This is a genomic window from Verrucomicrobiota bacterium (assembly GCA_037139415.1).
Taxonomy (GTDB): domain Bacteria; phylum Verrucomicrobiota; class Verrucomicrobiia; order Limisphaerales; family Fontisphaeraceae; genus JBAXGN01.
Window position 1 is genome coordinate 1 of record JBAXGN010000043.1, and the last position, 21,448, is coordinate 21,448.

A 21,448-nucleotide genomic window follows, 5' to 3' on the forward strand; every position below is an offset into this window, starting at 1 on the left:
ATCCCAACCGTCGCAGTGGCTATTGCTTATTCTGCTTCGGGACGGGCTCTAGCTATCGGTCATCCCTGGCGGGATGACTGAATGTCCGGAAGGCCGCTGTGACCGAACCCGGAGGGTTTGCAGATAGTTGACTGGCACCGGAGGTTAGGCCCCGTTCGTTACTCATGGCTCGATCAATCCCAAGCCAACAAGCAAAAGCCAACCTCCAAAAAACATGGCCAATGCACAATAGCACAACGGCATGTATCGGCTTCGGGGGCGCGAGAGATCCTCGCTGATATAGCGCATGAATCTGAAGATGTGGCAGGTTTCAGGAAAAAAGTAGCTGAGCAGGAAAAGCAGGCCAAGATAGATAAGGTAAACCCCACCCAGAGCGGTCGCAACGCCTTTCGTCACCAGTTTCGTCACCAGCCGCCCGGCCAATTAATCAAATAACGGTGGAAATCGCTTGCATTTGACTATGACATGCGTTACGATTGGGTGTCGGTTGAATTGCGGAATTGTGAACTTTAAATAAACGAGACTTATGATTGCCAGTTGGTTTAACAATGTCCCGTTCGGGGTGGCCATGCTGATAACCGTGGTTTTTGGCGTTTTATTGGTGCGTGAAGGTTGGTCTGAGCTGACCGAGGACGAGCCGTCTCAGGTATCCGCACCGGAAAGTCACGCGTTGCAACGCCACTGGTGGCCGCACGAGGCAATTATGGCCGCAACCGCATTCACGCTGGCGTTGGTTATTGTCAGTTTGCGCTAAACAAATTTCTGCGGTCTGCCTAGCAAATTTTAGGGGCGCGATTATTTGTTTTTTCCACCCGCATCCCGCCCGATGAACACGCTGTTGCCGCTGGTGCTGATAAACAGCGTGGTGGGATCAAGTGGGCTGAGGCAAATCGCTTTGACGTTTAAATGCGAGAGCCCGGTGTTCTCGTGCTGCCAAGTCCGGCCACCGTCCGTGCTTTTCAGCACCCCTTCGCCGATGGCGTCATCGTGGAACGGATCGTCCTTCGTGGTGACGTAAATGGTCGTTGCATCCAAGGGGCTGACGGCGACGCTGGCCACGAATCGAAAATCGAGCAGGCGTTGCCACGTCTGCCCCGCGTCTTCACTGCGGTACACTCCACCGGGGGACAGCCGCTTTGCGGTCGGGTCGAAGTGTTCGCGTCCGGCAACGTAGAGCGTGCGTAAATGTTTCGGATCAGCGGTCAATTGTTGGATGGTGGGCAGCGCGCCGGCGGTTCCCAACGGCTGCCAGGTCTGGCCGCCGTTCTGCGTCTCAAAGAGGTTCCGATCCAGGGCGGCAATGAGATGGGCGGGATTTGTTGCATCCAGCAAAAGGCCGCGCGGTTTTTTGGCGTCGGACGCCGGGAGGTTGCCATTGATAGTGTGCCAGGTACTCCCGCCATCCCGCGTCTCGAAGATGCCATTGCCATTGGAAGCGGCCACGAGTCGGCGATTCCCGGTCGGGCTTTGCTGGTCGAGCAGCAGTTCCAACACTTGTCCGGCAGGCAATCCCGACTTTGGCTCGCCCACTACCCGCCAGGTTTTCCCGCCGTCTTCGGAACGGCAAACATCCCCTTCGTTGCGATTCCACCACCCGGTGGTCGCCCAGATTGTTTCCGGCGCTTGCGGGTCCACCGCGACGCCGAAACAGTTGCCGGACATCTTCATCCCCTCGAAACTGCGGCGGAACGTCATCCCGTTGTCATTGCTGATCAACAGGCCGATGTCCATGTAACAAAAATACAGGCGGTTCTTCCGTACCGGGTCTGGCACCACCCGCCAGGCGCAGGTGACCGCCAAACCATTGCCGGCGATGGTGCCATCGGTTGCCGGTGCCGCATAGCGTTGCTGCCACGATTTTCCGGCATCCGTGGTGACAAACACATGGCCGCTGGTGCCGAATGCCAACCGATCCGGCGCGGCAGGAGAAAGCGCCAGGCATTCCACGGCTGGTCCCCATTGGGTGATCCAGCCGTAATCCATGTTCGTTTCCTCCCGCGTGCGGCGGGCGCATCGGCTCCAATGGCCGCCGCCGTCGGTGGTCTTGTAAATCCCAGCCGTGACCCAGTCGCGGTGGCCGACATAGACCACGTTGGCATCCCGTGGGTCCACCACTAATTCCTTGGGGTTGGAGGAATGGGTTCTGGACGTCTTGCCCTCGGCGACCCGCCGGGGCAGCCCCTCGCCGTTGGCGGCGCGCCAGGTTCGGCCCGCGTCCTCGCTGCGAAATACGCCGCCGTTCCAGGGCTCCTGGTCATGCGCCGTGCAACGCAACGTCACATAAACGATCTGCGGCGATGACGGTGCAAAGGCCAGTTCCTCCGTGTAACGATGCGGCAGCCCGTCGCTTGAGAGCTGCCAGTCCGCGCCGCCGTTGTCGCTGCGGAATACGCCCTCGCTGGTGGCGGCGAGCACCACTCGGGAATCGCCGGGTTTCACCTTGATATCGCTGACAATCGCCTTGGGTGGCAAGCGCCCGCCATCCACGCGCCGCCAGGTGACACCGGTATCCTCGCTGCGGAAAATCGCACCGGCCCCAGACTTATCCCAGCGCGGCCGACCCACGCCCGCGTAGGCCACGGTGGGATTGAGCGGATCAAAGCACACCGCGCCAATGGGCGCGCTGAAGGAGAAGCGCTCCGGCTTCGGAAAAATATCGCGAACCCATTGCCAGGTACGCCCTTGGTCCGCCGTCCGGTGCAGGCCGCTTTCCGTGCCCAGCAGAATAATGCGGCGGTCGCGTGGATGAACGGAAATGGCTTCCACAAAGTAATCCCGCAAGCCACGGTTGCGAATTTCAAACGTGCGTCCGGCATTGGTGGAAAAATAAAAGCCGCCGACATCGCACCCAACGTACAAGGTGTCCGGCTGTTGTGGATCAAAGGTCATGGATTGAATCCACCCGCCTCCGCTTGGCCCGGCCAGTCGCCAGGTAATATCCCGGCCTTCCCGCGCCTCGACGGCTTTGGGGACGGGATTGACTTGTGCCAAAACCTGAGCCGCCAGACCCAACGTCAGTGCCGCGCAATAACCCCAAGTTGATCGAAACATAATCACGCGTGTTATTTTCCCAACTGGGCTTTCCATTCGTCGTTCAGTTCCTGCGCGGAGTGTCCCGTAAGTTTGTTCCAGGATGATTCGTTGAAATTGCCATCGCGGATGATTGCATTCAGGCGGGGGACCAGATCTTTGCCGTATTTCTCCGAGATATAGTTCAGAAAATTCGCGGTGACACGGTAGCTGCCGTCATACTTGGCTTTCGCCATATTGCCCGGTGCAATCTCCGCGCCACGGGTTTGCGGTTCAAAGTGGTAGAAACGAATATAATCCGTGATGCCTTCCACCAGCCAGCCGGGAGCAGTGGTCGCGTTGGGATTCGTTCGCTTGGCCCGGCCGTATTGCTGCACCACATGGACCATCTCATGGAAGATCGCGCCCTTGGCTTCCCCTTTCAGATTCGACCGGACCCATTTGGCGGCGCAGTGGATGCGCGTGCCGGCAGTGTTGGCTACGCCTTTCATATCCTTCTTGAAAACGATGCTGAATTTGCGCGGAGCCTCGTAGTCTTCGCTGGGCAGCAGATTGACGATCTTGGGGTACCACTGTTCCACGAGCGGGATTAATTCCTTGTCCGCCCACTCGGCGAGGTCGGGCGTTTCGCTGGTGTTCAGCGCGAGCGTGTATTTGCCGTCCCCGAACGTGATGGTCTTCTCGCCTTCCGGCAGCAGGGATGGTTCCACCAACTCGGGCGCATTGCGGTCAATGACATCAATCTCACTATAAAAGGTGTTGCCGAAGGAATCGGTTGTTTCCGTGTGGAACATATCGAAGAGCAGGAAACGGTATTTGCCCACGGAGCCTTCGGAATCGCCGACGCTGACGCCGTATTGTCCACCGGGTTCACCGTCTTTGGGCCGGGTATCCACTTTGGCCAGCAGCTTCCAACCGCATTGATCCGGCGCGGTATCCCGTTTGGGGGCGGCGTTAAAATTGGCCGCGTTTCCGTCACTGGCATATAGATGATACACCTGCGGGCTGCGGGTACCGGGATGCCAGGAGTAGGTGTTGACCTGTTTGATCTCGATGGCTTTCCCAAGGTCCACCATGACCCGTCCGCCATCGGTGCCGGCACGGAAGAAGCAATTCGCGGATGGCTGATCTCCCTCCATGGGGGCTTTGCCGTCATGCAACACGTCAACGGTTCCGCCATTCTGGTCGCGGGTGCCATCCACGATTTTAAAGACCGCCTGGGCGGCGGCATCGCCGCGTGCCGGGGGACGCACCTGATTGAACTTGAATTCAGCGGTGGCGTCCTCGCTGCTGTTGTGGTTCACCACGACTTTGATCTCGCCACGCAAGAGGGAGGAGCAACCAAGAAGCGTGAGGAAGAGAATGCGAGTAAAGCCGAAGCCCGAAGCCCGAAGCCCGAAAGAAAACCGAAATTCGAAGCCCGAAAACAAGGCAAGTGCAGGCTGATAAAAAGATGGTAAGTGGAAAATGGGGAATGTTTTACCCGCCATTTTTCTGCCTGAACTTGAATTCTCGGTTTCGGTTTTCGGGATTCGGCCTTCTTTCGGATTTCGGGATTCGGGATTCGGAGTTCTACCGACCATTCCGCCGACTACATCCGGGAAACCTGTTCTGCGCTTGTTCATTTGCGTGGTTTGACTCCGTAGTTTAATCCCATCACTCCGCCAAGCAGGTTATGAACGCGCACATCCTGACAGCCCAAGTCGCGCATGTTCTGCGCAATGCCGTGCTGGGCGGGGAAATGTTTCAGGGACTCCAATATGTAAGCGTAGGCGGCGGCATCCTTGCAAAAAAGCCGGCCAAAAATGGGGACCAACCAGCGCAGGTATTGGAAATACATCCAGCGCCAGGCGGCGTTGTCCGGCTTTCCGAAGTCCAGCACCAACAGACACCCGCCCGGTTTGGCCACGCGGTACATTTCCGCCAGTCCGGATTCCCAACTGGTGAGATTCCGCAAACCGTAGGCGACGGTTACAGCATCAAATCGGGCGTCGGGGAAAGGCAGTTTCTGCGCGTCGCCGTGTTGGAAGGAGATGGCGGGGGTTGCGGGGGGCGTGGGCTGCATCTGCGCCAGCCGCCGTTTGGCCACTTGCAGCATGGGTTCGCTGAAATCCAGCCCCGTCACCGCGGCACCCTGGCTGGCCAGGCGAAAGACAATATCCCCGGTGCCACAGCAAAGATCCAAGGCGTGTTCGCCGGGTTTCAGCGCAGCCAGGCGCACCAGCTTGCGCTTCCACCAGCGGTGCAGGCCGAAGCTTTGCAGGTCATTGATCAGGTCATATCGTGGCGCAATATGGTCGAACAAAGCCGCCACCTTGGCGGCCCGGTTCGATCCGGTCGCATAATACTCGTTGGCCATGATAAATTATCTGCCGCCTTCTTCCTGTAGCGCAGGTTTCCAAACCTGCTGTATCGCCGACTTCCAGTCGGCAGACGGTGCAAAATTCCAACGACTTTGGTTTACCCCCGCGTCTGCGGATTGGAAATCCGCGATACAGCAGACTGGAAGTCTGCGCCACCGGCGAATCCCCTGCTGCCGCATTAATCCTGTGGCGGTTCGCAGGGGATTAAAACACCGAAAATAAATGCCGCCTAGCCGCAATTGCAGCCGGAGCCGCATTGGTGGAAGTCGTCCGCCTCGGGTTGGCGGCCCACTTCGAAGGTCTTCATGACATAGCGCACCACGGTGGAGCGCACTTCATTCATTTCCTCCTGGGCATCCAGGAATCCCTTGGCGACCGGATTGCTGATAAAGCTGTCCCGTTGCGCTTCAAACTTGGCGATTTCCTCCGGGGTGAGTTCGACGCCGTTACTTTGCTTTTCCTGGAGCGCCTGGCCCATCATGTGGACTTCTTCATATTCGGCACGCGCTTTATCATCGGCCATGAAGGCATCCATACGCTGACGGATGCTGGCAAAGCTGGGGTGATCGGCCAGGGTGGCGCACAATTCGCGCGTCTTCTGCATTACGGGGCTCTCGTCTTGGATCAATGACATGGTTGGTTAGGTTGGGTTACTGGGTTATGGTTTGGTTAGTATTTCTGGACGTCCGCGAGGACGCATTTCAAGTCGTTCAAGATCTTCCGGGAAGCATCGGCGTTGAGGCCGCTGAATTTCAGGAGCGCCTCCGAACTTTGGATAACTGCGGGCAGGTCCACATTCGCCAAGGACTGCGCGTTCAGCAAAATCACCACGTTCTTCACCAAGGTGGCTTTCTCCGCCTCATTCATTTTCAGCGTGGGCCAGGCGGTGGCCAGATCGGCGGCCAGGCTGGTCAAGGTACTTTTGTCCGGTTTGGTGCCGGCTTTAGTGGTGCTTTCTAAGGCAGTCATCAGCTTTTGATTCAACTCCGCCGTGGCCTGGCCCTTGGCCTTGATGGCGTCGAGGTTGCTTTGCAATTCCTTGGCGGACTCCAACTGCGCCGCGCTCAACTTGGCCGCGCCCGGTTTGGCGGGGACCTCGGGTTCCGCCGACGGGGCGGGTGGTGGGGCAGGGGGCTGGGGACGGGCGGGTGCGCCGCCGCCTTGCTCGGGCGGATTGGCCATGCCGCGCGCGCGCTGCTTCAAGATCGTTGCGGCATCCGCATACAAATGGTTGGCCGACAGCATGCCGCCCAAAACCAGGATGGGAACCAATGTTTTCATAACTGCATTCAATTTCAGGTGAATGTGCGCCCGTTTGCCCGGAAAGTCAACGGCGTCATCAGAAATTGCTCTAAAGCCATTCTCTTCTGAATGTCATGGTGCCAGCCCGCACTAAAGCAGAATGGGAAACCTGGCGCGACCGTAAACTACAACCCGAACTCAAACTGGCTACCGCCTAACCCCCGTGGTAGCCGACGTATGCAGACTCCAATACGATTTACCAAAGCCATTACTCCCATCTGTCTCAGTTAAGGCCTATCATCCATGGTTTCCCCCATTTTTACACTCTCCCCCAGCCCTATCAGGGACCGAGGGTGGTCTTCGCCCCCGCCGTATGGTGACGGGCACGGTTTCTATTCAGCGATTCAGCGATGCGGTGTGCCGAAAATATTTGACGATCCAGCAGTTCTTGATATTACTGATATATCAAATATGCAACGCCGTGTTAAAAAGCCGTTGGCACCCGCTCCCAGCGCTGGATTCCTGACCCTGAAGGAGCGGGTTTGCCAAATCTTGCGCCAGGAGATTATTGCCGGGAAAACACCTCCCGGCACCCGGTTGGTGCGCCGCGGTATCAGCAAGCGTTTGGGGGTGAGCCCCATACCGGTCATCGAGGCGCTGCATCAGCTCGAACAGGACGGATTGGTGGAAAGCGAACCGATGTTCGGGCACCGGGTACGGGTGCTAACGGCGGAGTCCATGCGCAATGATCATGTGCTGCGCGAAGCGATTGAATGCCAGTCAGCCCGGCTTTGTGCCGAACATGCAATCTCGCAGCAACTGGAAGAATTGGCGGGCCAGGCAGAAGTGCTGGATAAGTTGGTGGTGAGCGACCCCGGTGGACAGACCCACGCGGAAAAGCACCTGGATTTTCATCTCAACATCGCTCGTTACACCGGCTACAGCGCGCTGGTGGACGCCCTGGCCAAACTCTGGTTCCGGCGTCTGATGGTGCTGAATACGCTCACCGCCGCAACGTTGGGAGTGCCCGACCAGTGGCATGCGCAACTGGTCAAAGCCATCCGTTCGCGGGATGCTGACCGGGCGGAAAAAGCGATGCGCAAACATGTTCTTTATAACGTGAAGCAGCAAATGGAGGATTTAGCCAAATCACTCAAGACCTGATCCGATGCCTCCATCCGACAATTATATATCATGATACCCCCCGTTATCCAACCTACCCGCACCCGCTATAAAGTGGTTGGTCTGGCGGTGCTGCTGGCCATGGTCACGTACTTGGATCGGGCCTGCCTCGGGGTGCTCACCCCGTATATTCGACGGGACCTGAGTTTCAGCGAAGAACAGATGAGCATGGTCTTCAGCGCCTTTGCGCTGGCCTATGCGCTGTTTGAAATCCCCACGGCCTGGTGGGCGGACCGCCACGGCACCCGTCAGGTGCTGACCCGCATTGTCGCTTGGTGGTCCACGTTCACCATGGCGACCGCCTTGGCGTTTAACCACGTTTCCATGCTGGCGATCCGTTTCCTTTTTGGCGCAGGCGAAGCCGGTGCGTGGCCGGGGGTGGCGCGTTCGTTTTCCCGTTGGATTCCCCGTCATGAACGCGGGACCATCATGGGGATCTTTTTCGCCGGAGCCCACCTATCCGGGGGGCTTACCCCATTGCTGGTGGTATGCATGCTCAACTTTATGGGCTGGCGGATGGTGTTTGTCTGCTTTGGCCTGATTGGTTTCGCCTGGGCCGTGGCGTGGCACCACTGGTTTCGGAATGACCCAGCCGAGCATCCCTCCGTGAACGCGGCGGAACTGCAACTGATCGAAGCCGGGCGCGAGCCAGCCTCGGGCCATCATGCCGGCTGGGATTACTGGCGGTGCTTATTGGGCCAGCGCAATATTCTGGCGCTCTGTTTCATGTATTTCCCCAACAGTTTTGTGTTTTATTTTTGCATCACCTGGCTGCCGACCTATTTGAATGAAAAGCATGGCTTCGATGCCACGTTGCTGGCGGTGTTTGCGGGGCTGCCGCTTATTCTGAGTGTGTTGGGGGATTTGTTTGGCGGCTTCACTACGGATGCCGTGACCCGGAAGCTCGGATTGCGCATCGGGCGCGCGGGCGTCGGCGCCGCCGCGTATGTGGTGGCGGGCGTTGCCATGTTGGGCGCGGCGATGACTGGACACCCGGTAACCGCTGCCGTGCTGATCTCCGTGGCGCTGGGCGCGAGCATGTTCACGCTGGGTGCCGCCTGGAGCACCTGCCAGGACATTGGCGGAACCCATGCGGGCGTGGTCAGTGCCGCCATGAACACCTCCGGCCAGATCGGAGGCCTACTGTGTCCCCTGGTGGTGACGTTCTTGCATAAGACGTACCAGGATTGGAACGCACCGCTATTCCTGATGGGCGGCCTCTTCCTAATGGGAGCGGTTGGTTGGTGTTTTGTAAACCCGCATAAGCGCATATTCGATTAATTCATGAAAATACATTATCCTTGGCTGTTGGCTGCCGTGCTTTCTTGCGCAGCACAAATCATCAACGCAGAAACTCCTGCCGCAGTCGTTCCCGATCCCCGCCATCTCAGTAATGGCTGGAATATCCCCAGCGAAGGGTATGCGGACCAGCCGTACATCGTGAAGACCGATGACGCCGCGTGGCTGTGTGTCATGACCACCGGCAAAGGCGTCGAGGGAGCTGGCGGACAGCATGTGGTGTCCATGCGCAGCACGGATCGAGGCCGCACCTGGTCGGAAATTGTGCCGATCGAACCCGCCGCTGGACCGGAAGCGAGTTACGCAGTGCTCCTGAAGGTGCCGGGCGGTCGAATCTATGCCTTCTACAATCACAACACGGACCGGGTGCCGGAAGTGAAGCGTGAGGATAAAGGCGTTTATAAGCGCGTGGATTCCCTCGGCCATTACGTCTTCAAATACAGCGACGACCATGGTCGGACCTGGTCCGCCAAGCGCTACGAGGTGGAGCTGCGTGAATTTGAATGTGATCGCAATAACGCCTATGGTGGCAAGCTGCGTTTCTTCTGGAATGTGGGACGCCCCTTGATTGTGGATGGTACCGCCATGCTGGTTATCCACAAGGTGGGTGCCATGGGCGACGGCTTTTTCGCCCAATCCGAGGGGGCCTTCTTCAGCAGCCGGAACATCCTTAGCGAACGCGACCCCGCCAAAATCAATTTCACCACTCTGCCCGATGGGGAGATTGGGCTGCGCACGCCCCCCGGAGGCGGACGCGTTGCGGAGGAACAAAGCATCGTCAAGCTGAGTGATGGTTCATTGTATTGCGTTTATCGCACCATTGATGGCTGGCCGACGTGCGCCTATAGCCGGGATCATGGTCATACCTGGACCACCCCGGCCTACAAGACTTATTCCCCGGGGGGACGCCGCGTGAAACACCCACGCGCGGCCAACTTCGCCTGGAACTGTTCAAACGGGAAGTTCCTTTACTGGTTTCACAATCACGGTGGCCGGTTCGTGGGCGAACTGGGGGCCAACGGCAAGGGTGGACGCAGTCCCTATGACGATCGCAACCCCGCGTGGCTCATGGCCGGGCGTGAAGTGGATACGCCTCAGGGCAAATGCATCGAATGGTCCCAGCCGGAAATTCTGCTCTACGACGATGATCCATTTATCCGCATGAGTTACCCCGATCTCGTGGAAGACGATGGCAAATACTTCATCACGGAAACCCAGAAGACCATTGGGCGGGCGCACGAAATCCCCAAGGCGCTCGTGGAAGGTTTGTTCAATCAGTTCACCTGCCGGGCCGGCGCAACGAATGGGTTGATCGGCAAGCTGCCTGCCGGGCAACCGGCAGCGCGGGAAGTGACGATGCCCAAGCTGCCGGAATTCCACCGGCGCAACACGAAGTCGGAGGATCAGCGCGGTCAGGACCTGCGGGCGGGCTTCAGCCTGGATGTGTGGTTGAAACTTGATTCACTCAAGGCTGGGCAGGTCCTGCTCGATAGCCGCACGGAATCCGGCCAGGGCATTCTGCTGGCCACAACCGAATCCGGCACTCTCCGGCTTACCCTGAATGATGGCCGCCAGGAAACCGGTTGGGATTGTGATCGCGGCGTCATCCAGGCAGATAAACTGCATCACGTGGTGGCGACCGTGGACAGCGGCCCGAAAATCATCACCTTCGTCGTGGATGGGGTGTTATGCGATGGCGGTGATCAGCGCCAGTTCGGCTGGGGCCGATTTAGCCCCACGCTGCGCGCTCCCAACGGTGCCTCAAAATTGCAGATCACCGCAACCATTCAGGGAATGCGCCTATATAATCGAGCGCTCCGCACCAGCGAAGCTGTTGGCAACTTCCGCGCCGGCCCGGTTTGGTAACACTATAAACATTTCCAACCTTATGAACGGATCACCGACTCTATATACTCATCTTGTCGCAACTCTCTGTGTTGCCGCCAGCGTAGCTACCGCCAGCGAACCGCTTAAAATTTATCAACCAAAGGTGAAACTGGCGGACATTTATTATTATCATCCGGGTGCCAAACCGGCCCTGAAATATAATCACGATGTGGATATTGTGAAATTTAAGGGAAAATTCTTCGCCGCCTGGAACGCCAATGAAACCCAGCGTGAAGATGTGCCCGGCCAGTATAATTTTCTCAGCGTCAGCGACGATTTTGAGCATTGGTCCCCGCCCGTGCGCATGTTCACCGCCGAGGCGGGCGCGCAGAATCCCGTGGAGAGCGACAACCAATGGCAGCCCAACTTCATCAACTGGAAGGACCAGCAGCTCTTTTGCGCCTGGAGCGATTTCATGGCCCGGCGGGTCTTCGTGGCCGTCTCGACGGATGGCGTCCGCTGGAATAATGTGGAAGTGGTGAACGCTCCCGAAAAGCTCAAGGGCAAAGCCTGCGGCTTTCCCACCAACCACGGTCTGGTGACTTCCAAAGGGGTCATGCTTTTTCCGTGCAGCCTTCCGTTTTCCGATACTCCCCGCGCCCAGGTGGGGCGCACACAATATGCCGGCGTACTGCGCAGTGAAGACGGTGGCAAAACCTGGACCTGGAGCGAACCGATCGAGGCGGTGAGCTGGACCCAGGCGGGAGAGAAACCGGCCGATTTCGGCGGCGAGACGATTACCCTCTGGGAGCCCATGCTATTTGAGCAAGCGGACGGCAAAATCGGCCTCCTCATCCGCAACTCGACGGCGCAGGATGTGCCTGAACGAATGGAAAAACCGCATCGCATGCTGCTCTACTGCACCAGTGCTGATGCCGGCCTAACCTGGACCAAAGCCCGTCCGGTGGAGGTGGACACCATTTGTTCGCGCAATTACGCCGCGTCTGGGGTGGGCACTGCCGACAGCCTGCTGATGGTGATGAACGATAACAACGTGCGCGTGCCGGAACGCATCAGTCGCGACCGTTATTTTCTTTCGCTCTTCTGCGCGCCGGTTTGCGATCCTGACCTGCTGCTGCCGGGTCCGGTGGTACAACCCGCAGGCGGCACGGCATATTACCCCAACGGGTTCGTGGATGACGGCAAACTTTATGTGGCTTACACCTATCCCCGCGGCATCCACAGTTCCGTGGTTGAATCCCTCCCGGATTTCACCCGCCCGTTTCTGTTACCACGGGCCGGCCGGGCCGGGCTGCGGCTGGAACCCAACCTCGCCATCTTCGAACAACGCGTCACCAGCCTGGGGCTCGTGCTCACCGAAGCCATGACCCGCGCCACCAAACTGCGGCTGTCGTTTGATGTCAACCTCCACCGCTACGCTGGCGATGACTGGCCGCTGCTCACCCTCGGGGGCAAAAGCCGCAACGGCAGCAGTATTCGCGCAATCTATCGCGAGGAGCTTAAATCCGACGTCCTGCAAGTGGCCATCGGAGGTAATCAATGGGCTGATCTCGGCCAAGTCAAACGCCGTGAATGGAATCATCTGGAACTGGAACTGCGCCGCGATGATTTCTCGGTGACATTGAACAGCGCCCTCCCCATCAACGTGAAGCGCGTCCTCCTGCGCAAAATCTGCTTCGGCGGTCTATACGTCGCTCCCGCCTGGCCCATGGGAATGCAGTGGACCAGTGATGTGCGGCTGAAGCTGGATACCATCCAGGTTGAATAGCCGAAGTCCGAACCGTTAAACACGCAACAATCAATGCTCTGTACTTTATGAAAACACCTCTTTCCTGGCTATTGGGTGTGGCGGCGTTCTGTGCCGCCCCATGCCTGATGGATGCTGCTACCAACGTTGTTGTCGCAAAGCCAGACACCAATTTCATCGCCACGCCCGCCGAACTCAGGGCACGCATCCCGGCCCAGCTCCGCATCACCAAGCCGGACTATGTGGTCTTTGTCCCCGAAGTTACCGATGCGGGCGTCAGTGATACCGGTAATGAGCACTTCCTGGTTTGCGAAGCCAAAGATGGTTCGCTGGCAGCCATTTGGACGCAAAGCTCCGTAGAGAACTTTTCTCCGGATGCACCGGCAGACCAGCACATTGCGTTCGCACGCAGCACTGATGAAGGGGTGACCTGGTCCAAACCACGCATCATTGCCGGACCGAAGAAAGCCGGCGATGGGTTCATGGCCAGTTGGGCCTATCCCCTGGTGAGCAAGAAGGGACGCATCTACGTACTCTATAGCCAACACATTGGGAAATATGATTCCTTCTTCCACCATACCGGGCGGTTGGATGGCATTTACAGTGATGACCAGGGAGCGACATGGTCGAAGCCGCAGAACGTCTCGGTTGCGCGCAGCATCAACGATAATCCGGACACCAATATGCCACCAAACATGTTGTGCTGGCAGAAACCATTGCGATTGGGCAGGGACGGCAAGTATTTCGCCGGTTTTACCCGCTGGACCAGCTTCGCGGTCCGGAAACCGTCGCCCAAGTCATTAGGAACAGCCGACTCACGCGTTGAGTTTATGCGCTTCGAAAACGTGGATGATAATCCTGAGCCGCGCGACCTGAGGATCAGTTGGTTCGCCGCGAACGAAAAGGCGCTGGCCGTGCCAACCCCAAGCTTTCCCGAGAACAGCGTTTGCCAGGAACCTTCGATCGTGAAGCTGCCGGATGGACGGCTGTTCTGCGTGATGCGTACCGGAGCGGGCAGCCCGTTTTGGAGCATAAGCGCCGATCTGGGCGAGACATGGGCCCAGCCACGCCGTCTCCTGCGCAAGGATGGCGGCGCCCCCTTGCAGCACCCGATTTCCCCCTGCCCGATCTACGATGTGGGCGGCAATGAGGCAGGGAGTGGTCGTTACGTGCTTTTCATCCATAATAATGATGGGCACTTTAAAGGTTACCGGCCAACACCACCGGTCACCGGTTTCAATCGCCGCCCGATCTATCTCGTCCCCGGGCGTTTTCAGCCCGGCGCGGACCAGCCCGTTTGGTTCGACGAAATGAAATTCTTCATGGACCACGACCATGTCAGCCTAGGCAAACCTGGCACGAGCGGCCGGTATGATCTTTCCCTCTATTCCAGTTTTACGGTTCGGAACGGCAAACCGGTACTTTGGTATCCGGAGCGGAAGTTTTTCCTGCTGGGCCGGGTAATCGGCGCGGAGTGGTTTAAATGAGAGATGGAATGACGTTATGAACTCCGTCGAACGTGTCCATACCGCCCTGCGCCGTGGTCAGCCCGACCGCGTGCCGGTGATCGAATTTGTCGTGGATGAAAAGGTGGCCCGTGCCGCCGTACCCGGCTGCCATGATGTGGCGGACGCCATGGACCAACTGGATATGGATGCCGTGGGGTGCGGTGCCAAATTTGATATCATCAGGCAGAATGCCGATGAATCATTTGTGGATGAATGGGGCGTGACCTATATTCCCAGCCCGGAAGCCGTGGCCCATCCGCATCACGGACCAGTGGCGACGCTGGAGGATGCTCAGCGCTACCAGACTCCTGATCCCGATGCCCCGCATCGCCTGGGAAAACTGCCCGACCTGGTATCGCGCTATCAAGGCAAACGCGCCATCTGCTTTCATCATCGCGCCGCCTTCATGTGGTCGGCTTACTTAACGGGGCTGGATAACCTCCTGCTGAATTTCCTGGTCGAGCCGGAATTAGTCGAGGTGCTGATGGACAAGGTTTTGACCTGCAACATGCGCATTGTACAGCGTGCCATTCGTGCCGGAGCGGAGGTGATTATTCTCGGAGATGACTATGCCGGGAACCAAGGACCGATGATGAGCCCGGCGCATTTTCGCCAGTACATTCTACCGCGTCTGAAAAAAATGGTGGACCTGATTCACGCCGAAGGCGCATTTTGCATCAAGCATTCCGATGGCAACCTCTATCCCATTCTCGCCGATATCGTCAGTGCCGGACCGGACGGCATCAACCCGGTGGAACCCGTGGCTGGCATGGATTTAAAAACGGTCAAGCGGTTGGTGGGTGACCGCGTATGTGTCACCGGCAACATTGACTGCGCGCAACTCTTGTGCCATGGCACCACGGAACAAGTCCGGGAAGCGGTGCGGCAGGCTATCGCCGATGCGGCACCCGGTGGTGGTTACATCCTCACTTCCTCCAACAGTATTCACTCCTCCTGCAATCCGCAGAGTTTTGTCGCAATGGTAAAGGCCTGCCACGAATTTGGAACCTACAATGCCGAGCGCAAGCGGGTCTAACAATTGGAGCAGCAGTAACTGCCCGCGCCGGCCGGCAGCAGCGTTGTCGCTCAGCACCAGGAATTGATGCGCTGCCACATATCAAGCGTGCGCCGCTGGTTGTCGGCGGAGAGCGGGGTTTGGAATCTCTGCCGATTTTCCCTTTCCCCCGCGCCCCATTTTCTGGCATACTACTCCCATGCTAAACCGTACCAGTAACGCGCAATGGATCCCCGGCCAAGCAGTCGGGGCGTGGAGTTGTGCGCCGGAACAACTGCTGACGCTGCTGCTCTTCTTGATCACCCTCGCCGCCTTCACTGTGGTCGGGCAGGGGACGAACCAAGCCGTTGGGAAACTGACGGAGACCAATAGCGCCGTGCCGCAACTGGGCGCGCGCTGGACGAACAGCCTCGGGATGCCCTTCGCCCCCGTGCCGGGAACCAAGGTGCTCTTTGGCATCTGGGATGTGCGGGTGAAGGATTATGCCGCGTATGCCGCCGCCGTTCCGGGAGTGGATGAGAAGTGGAAGAAGGTGGAATATAAAGGCGTGCCAGTGAGCGATGGGCCGGAGCATCCGGTGGTGAAGGTAAGCTGGGAGGACGCCAAGGCATTTTGCGCGTGGCTGACCAAGAAGGAACAGGGCGAGGGTAAATTGGGAACCAATCAGGAGTATCGGCTGCCAACGGATGCGGAATGGAGTTACGCGGTGGGGATTGGGGATAAAGAAAAGAATGGTAATGGCACACCTAAAGACAAGAACATGAAACTCGAAGGCGTCTATCCATGGGGCAACCAATGGCCGCCGCCGAAGGGGGCGGGCAATTACTCGGATATGACGAGCCGACAGAAGTTCGGCGATAAGTGGACCTTTATTGGGGGCTATGATGATGGGTACGCGACGACGTCGCCGGTGGGCAGCTTTAAGGCGAATCCGTTTGGACTATATGATATGGGCGGGAATGTGTGGCAGTTGTGCGAGGATTGGTATGATACCGACCAGAAATACCGGGTATTGCGCGGGGGGTCGTGGTACCGCAGCCTTCCCGACAGTCTGCCGTCCTCGCGCCGTTGGTTCAGCACGCCTGAGTATCGGGTCAGCGGTATTGGTTTCCGTGTGATAGTGACTCTGGGAGCCGCGCCGTAGCCTGCGGCTCTCCGGGAGTGCGCACGGCCAGGCCGGGGCGTCGGGGATCGAGCCGCCGCTTTGGTTGGCTGCGCCAATACCTCCATTGCCGCCCGTGTGGGCGCCCCAAAACCATCCCCTGGCACCCGGATGCCCCGCACCCCGTGCCGTCCGGTAGGCAACCGCACCGTTGGCGCTCTCCGGGGCATCGTTGGCGCGTTTCTGCGCGGCGCTCCGGAGTTTTCCGCCGCCCTTGGCGCATTTGGGCGCGCCCCTCCGCCATTTCGGGCAGCCCCCGTGAAGTTTCGGGCAGCCCCTGCGGAGTTTCGGGCAGCCCCTGCGGAGTTTCGGGCAGCCCCTGCGGAGTTTCGGGTGGCCCCTGCGGAGTTTCGGGTGGCCCCTGCGGAGTTTCGGGTGGCCCCCATGGAGTTTGGGGAACCCCCGGAATGGTTTAGGGGAGCCCCCAGACGATTTGGGGACGCCCCCAAATGAAATAGGGGAGCCCCCAAAGGGTTTCAGCGCGCCCCCAAATGAGCCAGGGGAGCCCCTAAATGGCAGGGGGGAGCCCCCAAGCGATTTGCTGCACGCCCAATTGGGTTTTCGGCACGCGAGAAATGAAATTGGGCAGCGTGGAAACATGGGCGAGTACGGTCCGGGAGGTTTCCGGGCAGGCGGTGCGTCGGGAAGGGAGCAGCCCGCGCTAAACAGCACCTCTGGCGGCCCTCCGGGGGCGCTGGCGTGGTCCGCGGTCGCCGACCGTTGCGGCTGGAGCGGTCTATTTCTTGAGGGGTCTTTCTATTTGCCAGCGGGGGCCGCTTTGCAATACCTTCCCTGGATATGCATTCGTCAAACATCCGTTCGCTGGCAGGGATTGTCCTTGGTATGGCGGCCGCCTTGGCCGGGCCGGCGGCCCCTGCGGCGGTGACCCCGGAGCCGTTGCGCTATGAGGCCGAGGCGTGGAGCGAACCCAAGTCCGCCTGGATTGAAAACAAGGATACCCCGGATCATTGGAATCTCTGGAGCAAGGATAAGGACGCGGAGAGTAAGTGGTCCAAGGGGGTGGTGCTGCGCGCGCCCGCCGCATTGAAAACGCGCAACACGCCCGAGGAAGGCGCGCCCCCGTTGCATACGCGGATTACCGGCATTCCGGCGGGCACCTTTGATGTGAGCGTCAAAATTGTGCGAACGCTGGGAGTGTCGCTGGATGGCCGCACGTGGCAGCCGTTCAAAGGCGGCTTGCTGGCCGAAGGGGTGGTGATTACGAACGGCGTCTTTGAACTCTGGGTGGATGATCGCTACGCGGATGAGCGAAGTCCCGGCACTGGTTACTATGATTATGTGGAGCTGACGCGCGTGCCGGAACGGGTGGTGAAGCCGTTGGTGCAGGGCTTCGCCAAGGAGCGGGTGCGGGAGAAGCTGGATCGCGGGGTGGTGGCGCTGCGCATGGATGCCGAAGTGTATGTCGGCTGGCGGCTGCTGGTCGAGGACCCGGGCGACCTCGCGTTTCATGTGTACCGCACGGTGCCGGGGCAGGCGCCGGAACGCGTGACGGCTGTGCCGGTGACGCGCACCACGGATTTTGTGGATCGCACCGCCCCGCAGGCGGAGGGGTTGCGGTATGGCGTCCGCCCGGTGCGCGGCGGCGTGGAAGGGCCGGAGCAAGGCTCGGCCATCGTGCCGGCCACCGTGGGCAATTGCCTGCGGTTCAAGCTGGAGCCCGGCGCCACGTTCCAGAAGGTGGGCATTGGCGACCTGGATGGCGATGGCCGCTATGATATGGTTATAAAGTTGCCCAATTATAACATTGACCCGGCGGACGAATATTGGAAGCCCTCCACCAATACGTACAAGCTGGAAGCCCGCCGCAGTGACGGCTCGCTGCTCTGGCGCAAGGACCTCGGCTGGGCCATTGAAATGGGCATCTGGTATTCGCCCTTCATCGTCTTTGACCTCGATGGTGATGGCCGGGCGGAAGTCGCGGCCAAGATCGGGGAAGGGGACCCGCGCGACCCGGATGGCCGCGTGCGGAGCGGCCCGGAATGGCTGGTGGTGTGGGATGGCACGACCGGCAAGGAGAAGGGGCGCGTGCCCTGGCCGGATCGCAGCGGGTTCGGCGAAGGCAAGCGGCAGTATAATTATGCCAGCCGCAATCAATTGGCGGTGGCGTACTTGGACGGCAAGACGCCGGCGATCCTCGCGCTGCGCGGCACGTACAACACTATGAAGGTGGACGCCTATGAGCTGGGACCAAACGGCTTGCGCTCGCTCTGGACCTTCCGTGATGCCGAGGGCGGCAAGAAATATTCCGGCCAGGGCTGCCATTTCACCCATACGATGGACGTGGACGGCGATGGGCGGGACGAGGTGATCCTCGGCAGCTCGGTGCTGGATGACAACGGCTCGCCGCTCTGGACTACCGGCCTCGGGCATCCCGATCACATGTACGTGGGCAACCTCGATCCCTCCCGCTCCGGCCTGCAAATTTTCTACGGGGTTGAAACCGCCCATCAAAGCAACGGCATGTGCATGGTCGAGGCGGCCACCGGCAAAATTCTCTGGGGTTGGAACAAACCCACCACGCATATTCACAGCTTCGGCATGTGCGCCGACATGGATCCCGCCGTGCCGGGTGCCGAGGCCTACGCCGCCGATTGCACCAACCACATTCCGACCGGCGACCGCTGGCTCTGGAGCGCCAAGGGGGAAGTGCTGAGCCGCGACGTCAACTTCGGTTTCGGCCAAAAGACCGTCTATTGGGACGCCGACCTGCAGCGGGAAATCCTCTATCAGGGGAGAAACATTCGGGACTTATACAGCGTCTTGGTCCAGCAGGAAATTGAGGGCACCGTCGTCATGGTGGCGGACGTTTTGGGCGATTGGCGCGAGGAACTGATCGTCTCCACGCCCGGCGAACTGCGCATTTACACGACGGCCATCCCAGCGATGGACCGCCGCCCCACGTTCATGCAAGATCCCGCCTATCGCCAGACCGTCGCCATGGGCGCGATGGGCTACACCTTGGTTCCGCTGCCGTCCTATGCCCTAGATGCGCGTGCGCCGAACCTGAACGTTACCGTGCTCGCCGAGGGCGTGGTGCAGACCGTGGTCTCCGCGCCGAAGGATAAGCCCCTCAAGGGACGGGTGGCCTTGAGCACCGCCCAAGGGACAGTGGAACCGGCGGAATTTTCTGTGGAGGTCGCCGCTGGGGGGCTCGCGGTCTTCAAATCCCGGCTGACCCCCGTGCCGACCCGCGGCCAAACCGTGGCGGTGACGGGCACGCTGGAAGCCGGAGAAGTGCAACGCCGCCTGGTCGCGCGCGGCGTGGTCAATGAGAAGGGGCGGTAATCAATTAACTGGCGGGCTAACTGACAGACTGTGCTTGAAATCGCGCGGGATTGCTCTAAGTTGCCTCCCGTGAGCACACAGATTTGAAATACACGAACATTAAATCGAACCAACCAACGATATCGCACGCTTATGGAAACTCCTATCCGCCACGTTAGCTGTCCATCCCGCTGGTCGAACCCTTGGCTCGTCCGGGCCACCGGTCTCCTGACCTTGATTCTGCTTTGCGCCTGCGTCGCCAACGCCCATGCCGCCGCGGCAGACCGACCGAATATCATCTTCGTCCTGTCCGATGACTTGGCGCAAGGCGACGTGGGGTGTTACGGACAAAAGCTCATCAAGACGCCCGTCATGGACCGCATGGCGGCGGAAGGCACCCGCTACACCCAGGGATATTGCGGTACCACCGTCTGCGCGCCTTCCCGAGTGTCTTTGCTGACCGGACGGCACATGGGGCACAGCCCCATTCGCGCCAATCGGGAGATTCAGCCCGAAGGTCAGATGCCCGTGCCCGCCGGCACCTTCACCGTAGCCCACTTGCTTAAAAGCCAGGGCTATGCGACGGCCTGCATTGGCAAATGGGGCATGGGTTTGTTCGATACCACCGGCAGCCCGCTCAAGATGGGCTTCGACCATTTCTACGGTTACAATTGCCAGCGCCACGCGCACAGTTACTTTCCCACCTATCTGTATAACGATGATCAACGGTTTGAGCTTCCGGGCAACGATGGCAAAGGCATTGGCAAAACGTATGCCCAGAACCTGATTGCCGACGAAACGCTGAAATGGATCCGCGCGCACAAGGCCGAACCGTTCTTCCTCTATTACTCCATCACGCTGCCGCATGCGCAATATGAGATTGATGACGTCGGCAAGCTTTACGCGTCGCAGCCATGGACCATGCAGCAGAAAAGCTACGCCGCCATGGTCACGCGCCTCGACACTGATGTGGGGCGCGTGCTCGATTTGCTAAAGGAATTGCAGCTCGACGAGAAAACCCTGGTCCTGCTCGCGGGGGACAATGGCTCCTCCTTCCCACCCAAATCGGAACTTGGGAAACTCTTTGAGCAGGCCGCGAACGGATTGCGCGGGTACAAGCGGGAACTGTACGAAGGCGGGCTGCGTCAGGCGGCAATCGCCCGCTGGCCGGGTGTCGTCCCGAAAGGACGCGTGAGCGACGAACCGTGGGCCTTCTGGGATTTCCTGCCCACCGTCGCCGAATTGACTGGCGCGAAGCTTCCCGGCAATGCCTCAATGGATGGGCTGTCCCTTGTCTCCTTCCTCAAAGGTGGGCCGGCTCCCCAACGGGAATATTTTTATTGGGAACTGCACGAAGGAAAGTCCCTCCAGGCGATTCGCTTTGGCGATTGGAAAGCCGTGCGCAATGGTCCCTCCAGCCCGATTGAATTGTACGACCTGAAAACCGACGCGGGAGAAAAGAACGACCTCGCGGCGGACCACAAAGACCTGGTGGCAAAAGCGGAAGCCCTGATGAAAACCGCACGTACGGATGACCCGAACTGGCCGCTGGTGGATCGCCGCCCGGCGCAAAAAGGGAAAAAGAAATAGCCTCGTTCGTCTCGCGGCTATATCCGTTGGCACCTCGGCGGCTCTGTGTGTGGGCTATTGTAAAACTGGCGGGGCGGGGTCAATGCCGCCCCATAACCTTGCCGGTTTTGCAAATTTTCTTCAATTTCCCGGTTGCATTTGCACGGCGTACCCGCTATTTAGGAAGCCGAACACAGT

15 protein-coding genes are annotated in these 21,448 nt (G+C 59.2%); 10 read left to right on the plus strand and 5 right to left on the minus strand.

Annotated elements, in window-relative coordinates; translation table 11 throughout:
• Positions 1–526 precede the first annotated feature (526 nt).
• Entirely contained in the window at positions 527–754 is a 228-nt protein-coding gene (locus WCO56_09545; GenBank protein ID MEI7729805.1) for a hypothetical protein, read from the plus strand.
• 41 nt (positions 755–795) lie between these two features.
• Here WCO56_09545 and WCO56_09550 read toward each other — a convergent pair whose 3' ends face one another.
• The 5 genes from WCO56_09550 to WCO56_09570 all read right to left on the minus strand — a co-directional run bounded on the left by WCO56_09550 (position 796) and on the right by WCO56_09570 (position 6,674).
• On the minus strand, positions 796–3,051 hold the full coding sequence (locus WCO56_09550) for a hypothetical protein (GenBank protein ID MEI7729806.1): 2,256 nt from the start codon (positions 3,049–3,051) through the stop codon (positions 796–798).
• Positions 3,052–3,062: 11 nt separating this feature from the next.
• Positions 3,063–4,358 (minus strand): basic secretory protein-like protein, encoded by a 1,296-nt coding sequence (locus WCO56_09555; protein ID MEI7729807.1) that lies wholly within the window; start codon positions 4,356–4,358, stop codon positions 3,063–3,065.
• Positions 4,359–4,651: 293 nt separating this feature from the next.
• Positions 4,652–5,389, minus strand: coding sequence for a bifunctional demethylmenaquinone methyltransferase/2-methoxy-6-polyprenyl-1,4-benzoquinol methylase UbiE (ubiE, locus tag WCO56_09560; protein MEI7729808.1), 738 nt, complete (start codon positions 5,387–5,389; stop codon positions 4,652–4,654).
• A 233-nt stretch (positions 5,390–5,622) separates the two neighbouring features.
• A complete protein-coding gene (locus WCO56_09565; GenBank protein MEI7729809.1) occupies positions 5,623–6,027 on the minus strand; it encodes a YlbF family regulator in 405 nt (134 codons plus the stop codon).
• A gap of 35 nt (positions 6,028–6,062) precedes the next feature.
• A complete protein-coding gene (locus WCO56_09570; GenBank protein ID MEI7729810.1) occupies positions 6,063–6,674 on the minus strand; it encodes a hypothetical protein in 612 nt (203 codons plus the stop codon).
• A gap of 432 nt (positions 6,675–7,106) precedes the next feature.
• Between WCO56_09570 and WCO56_09575 the strand changes: the two genes are divergently transcribed.
• The 9 genes from WCO56_09575 to WCO56_09615 all read left to right on the plus strand — a co-directional run bounded on the left by WCO56_09575 (position 7,107) and on the right by WCO56_09615 (position 21,271).
• Entirely contained in the window at positions 7,107–7,799 is a 693-nt protein-coding gene (locus WCO56_09575) for a GntR family transcriptional regulator (protein ID MEI7729811.1), read from the plus strand.
• Between the two features lie 30 nt (positions 7,800–7,829).
• Positions 7,830–9,098, plus strand: a complete 1,269-nt coding sequence (locus WCO56_09580; protein MEI7729812.1) for an MFS transporter — start codon at positions 7,830–7,832, stop codon at positions 9,096–9,098.
• 3 nt (positions 9,099–9,101) lie between these two features.
• Complete coding sequence (locus WCO56_09585; protein ID MEI7729813.1) at positions 9,102–10,982, plus strand: LamG-like jellyroll fold domain-containing protein; 1,881 nt, start codon at positions 9,102–9,104, stop codon at positions 10,980–10,982.
• A 22-nt stretch (positions 10,983–11,004) separates the two neighbouring features.
• Complete coding sequence (locus tag WCO56_09590) at positions 11,005–12,732, plus strand: sialidase family protein (protein ID MEI7729814.1); 1,728 nt, start codon at positions 11,005–11,007, stop codon at positions 12,730–12,732.
• Positions 12,733–12,779: 47 nt separating this feature from the next.
• Positions 12,780–14,198, plus strand: a complete 1,419-nt coding sequence (locus WCO56_09595) for a sialidase family protein (GenBank protein MEI7729815.1) — start codon at positions 12,780–12,782, stop codon at positions 14,196–14,198.
• A gap of 16 nt (positions 14,199–14,214) precedes the next feature.
• Entirely contained in the window at positions 14,215–15,255 is a 1,041-nt protein-coding gene (locus tag WCO56_09600) for a uroporphyrinogen decarboxylase family protein (protein ID MEI7729816.1), read from the plus strand.
• Positions 15,256–15,433: 178 nt separating this feature from the next.
• The gene (locus tag WCO56_09605; protein MEI7729817.1) at positions 15,434–16,378 is read left to right on the plus strand and encodes an SUMF1/EgtB/PvdO family nonheme iron enzyme; all 945 of its coding nucleotides are present in this window, start codon (positions 15,434–15,436) and stop codon (positions 16,376–16,378) included.
• Between the two features lie 816 nt (positions 16,379–17,194).
• On the plus strand, positions 17,195–19,702 hold the full coding sequence (locus tag WCO56_09610; GenBank protein MEI7729818.1) for a hypothetical protein: 2,508 nt from the start codon (positions 17,195–17,197) through the stop codon (positions 19,700–19,702).
• A 132-nt stretch (positions 19,703–19,834) separates the two neighbouring features.
• A complete protein-coding gene (locus WCO56_09615; protein ID MEI7729819.1) occupies positions 19,835–21,271 on the plus strand; it encodes an arylsulfatase in 1,437 nt (478 codons plus the stop codon).
• The last annotated feature ends 177 nt before the right edge of the window (positions 21,272–21,448 follow it).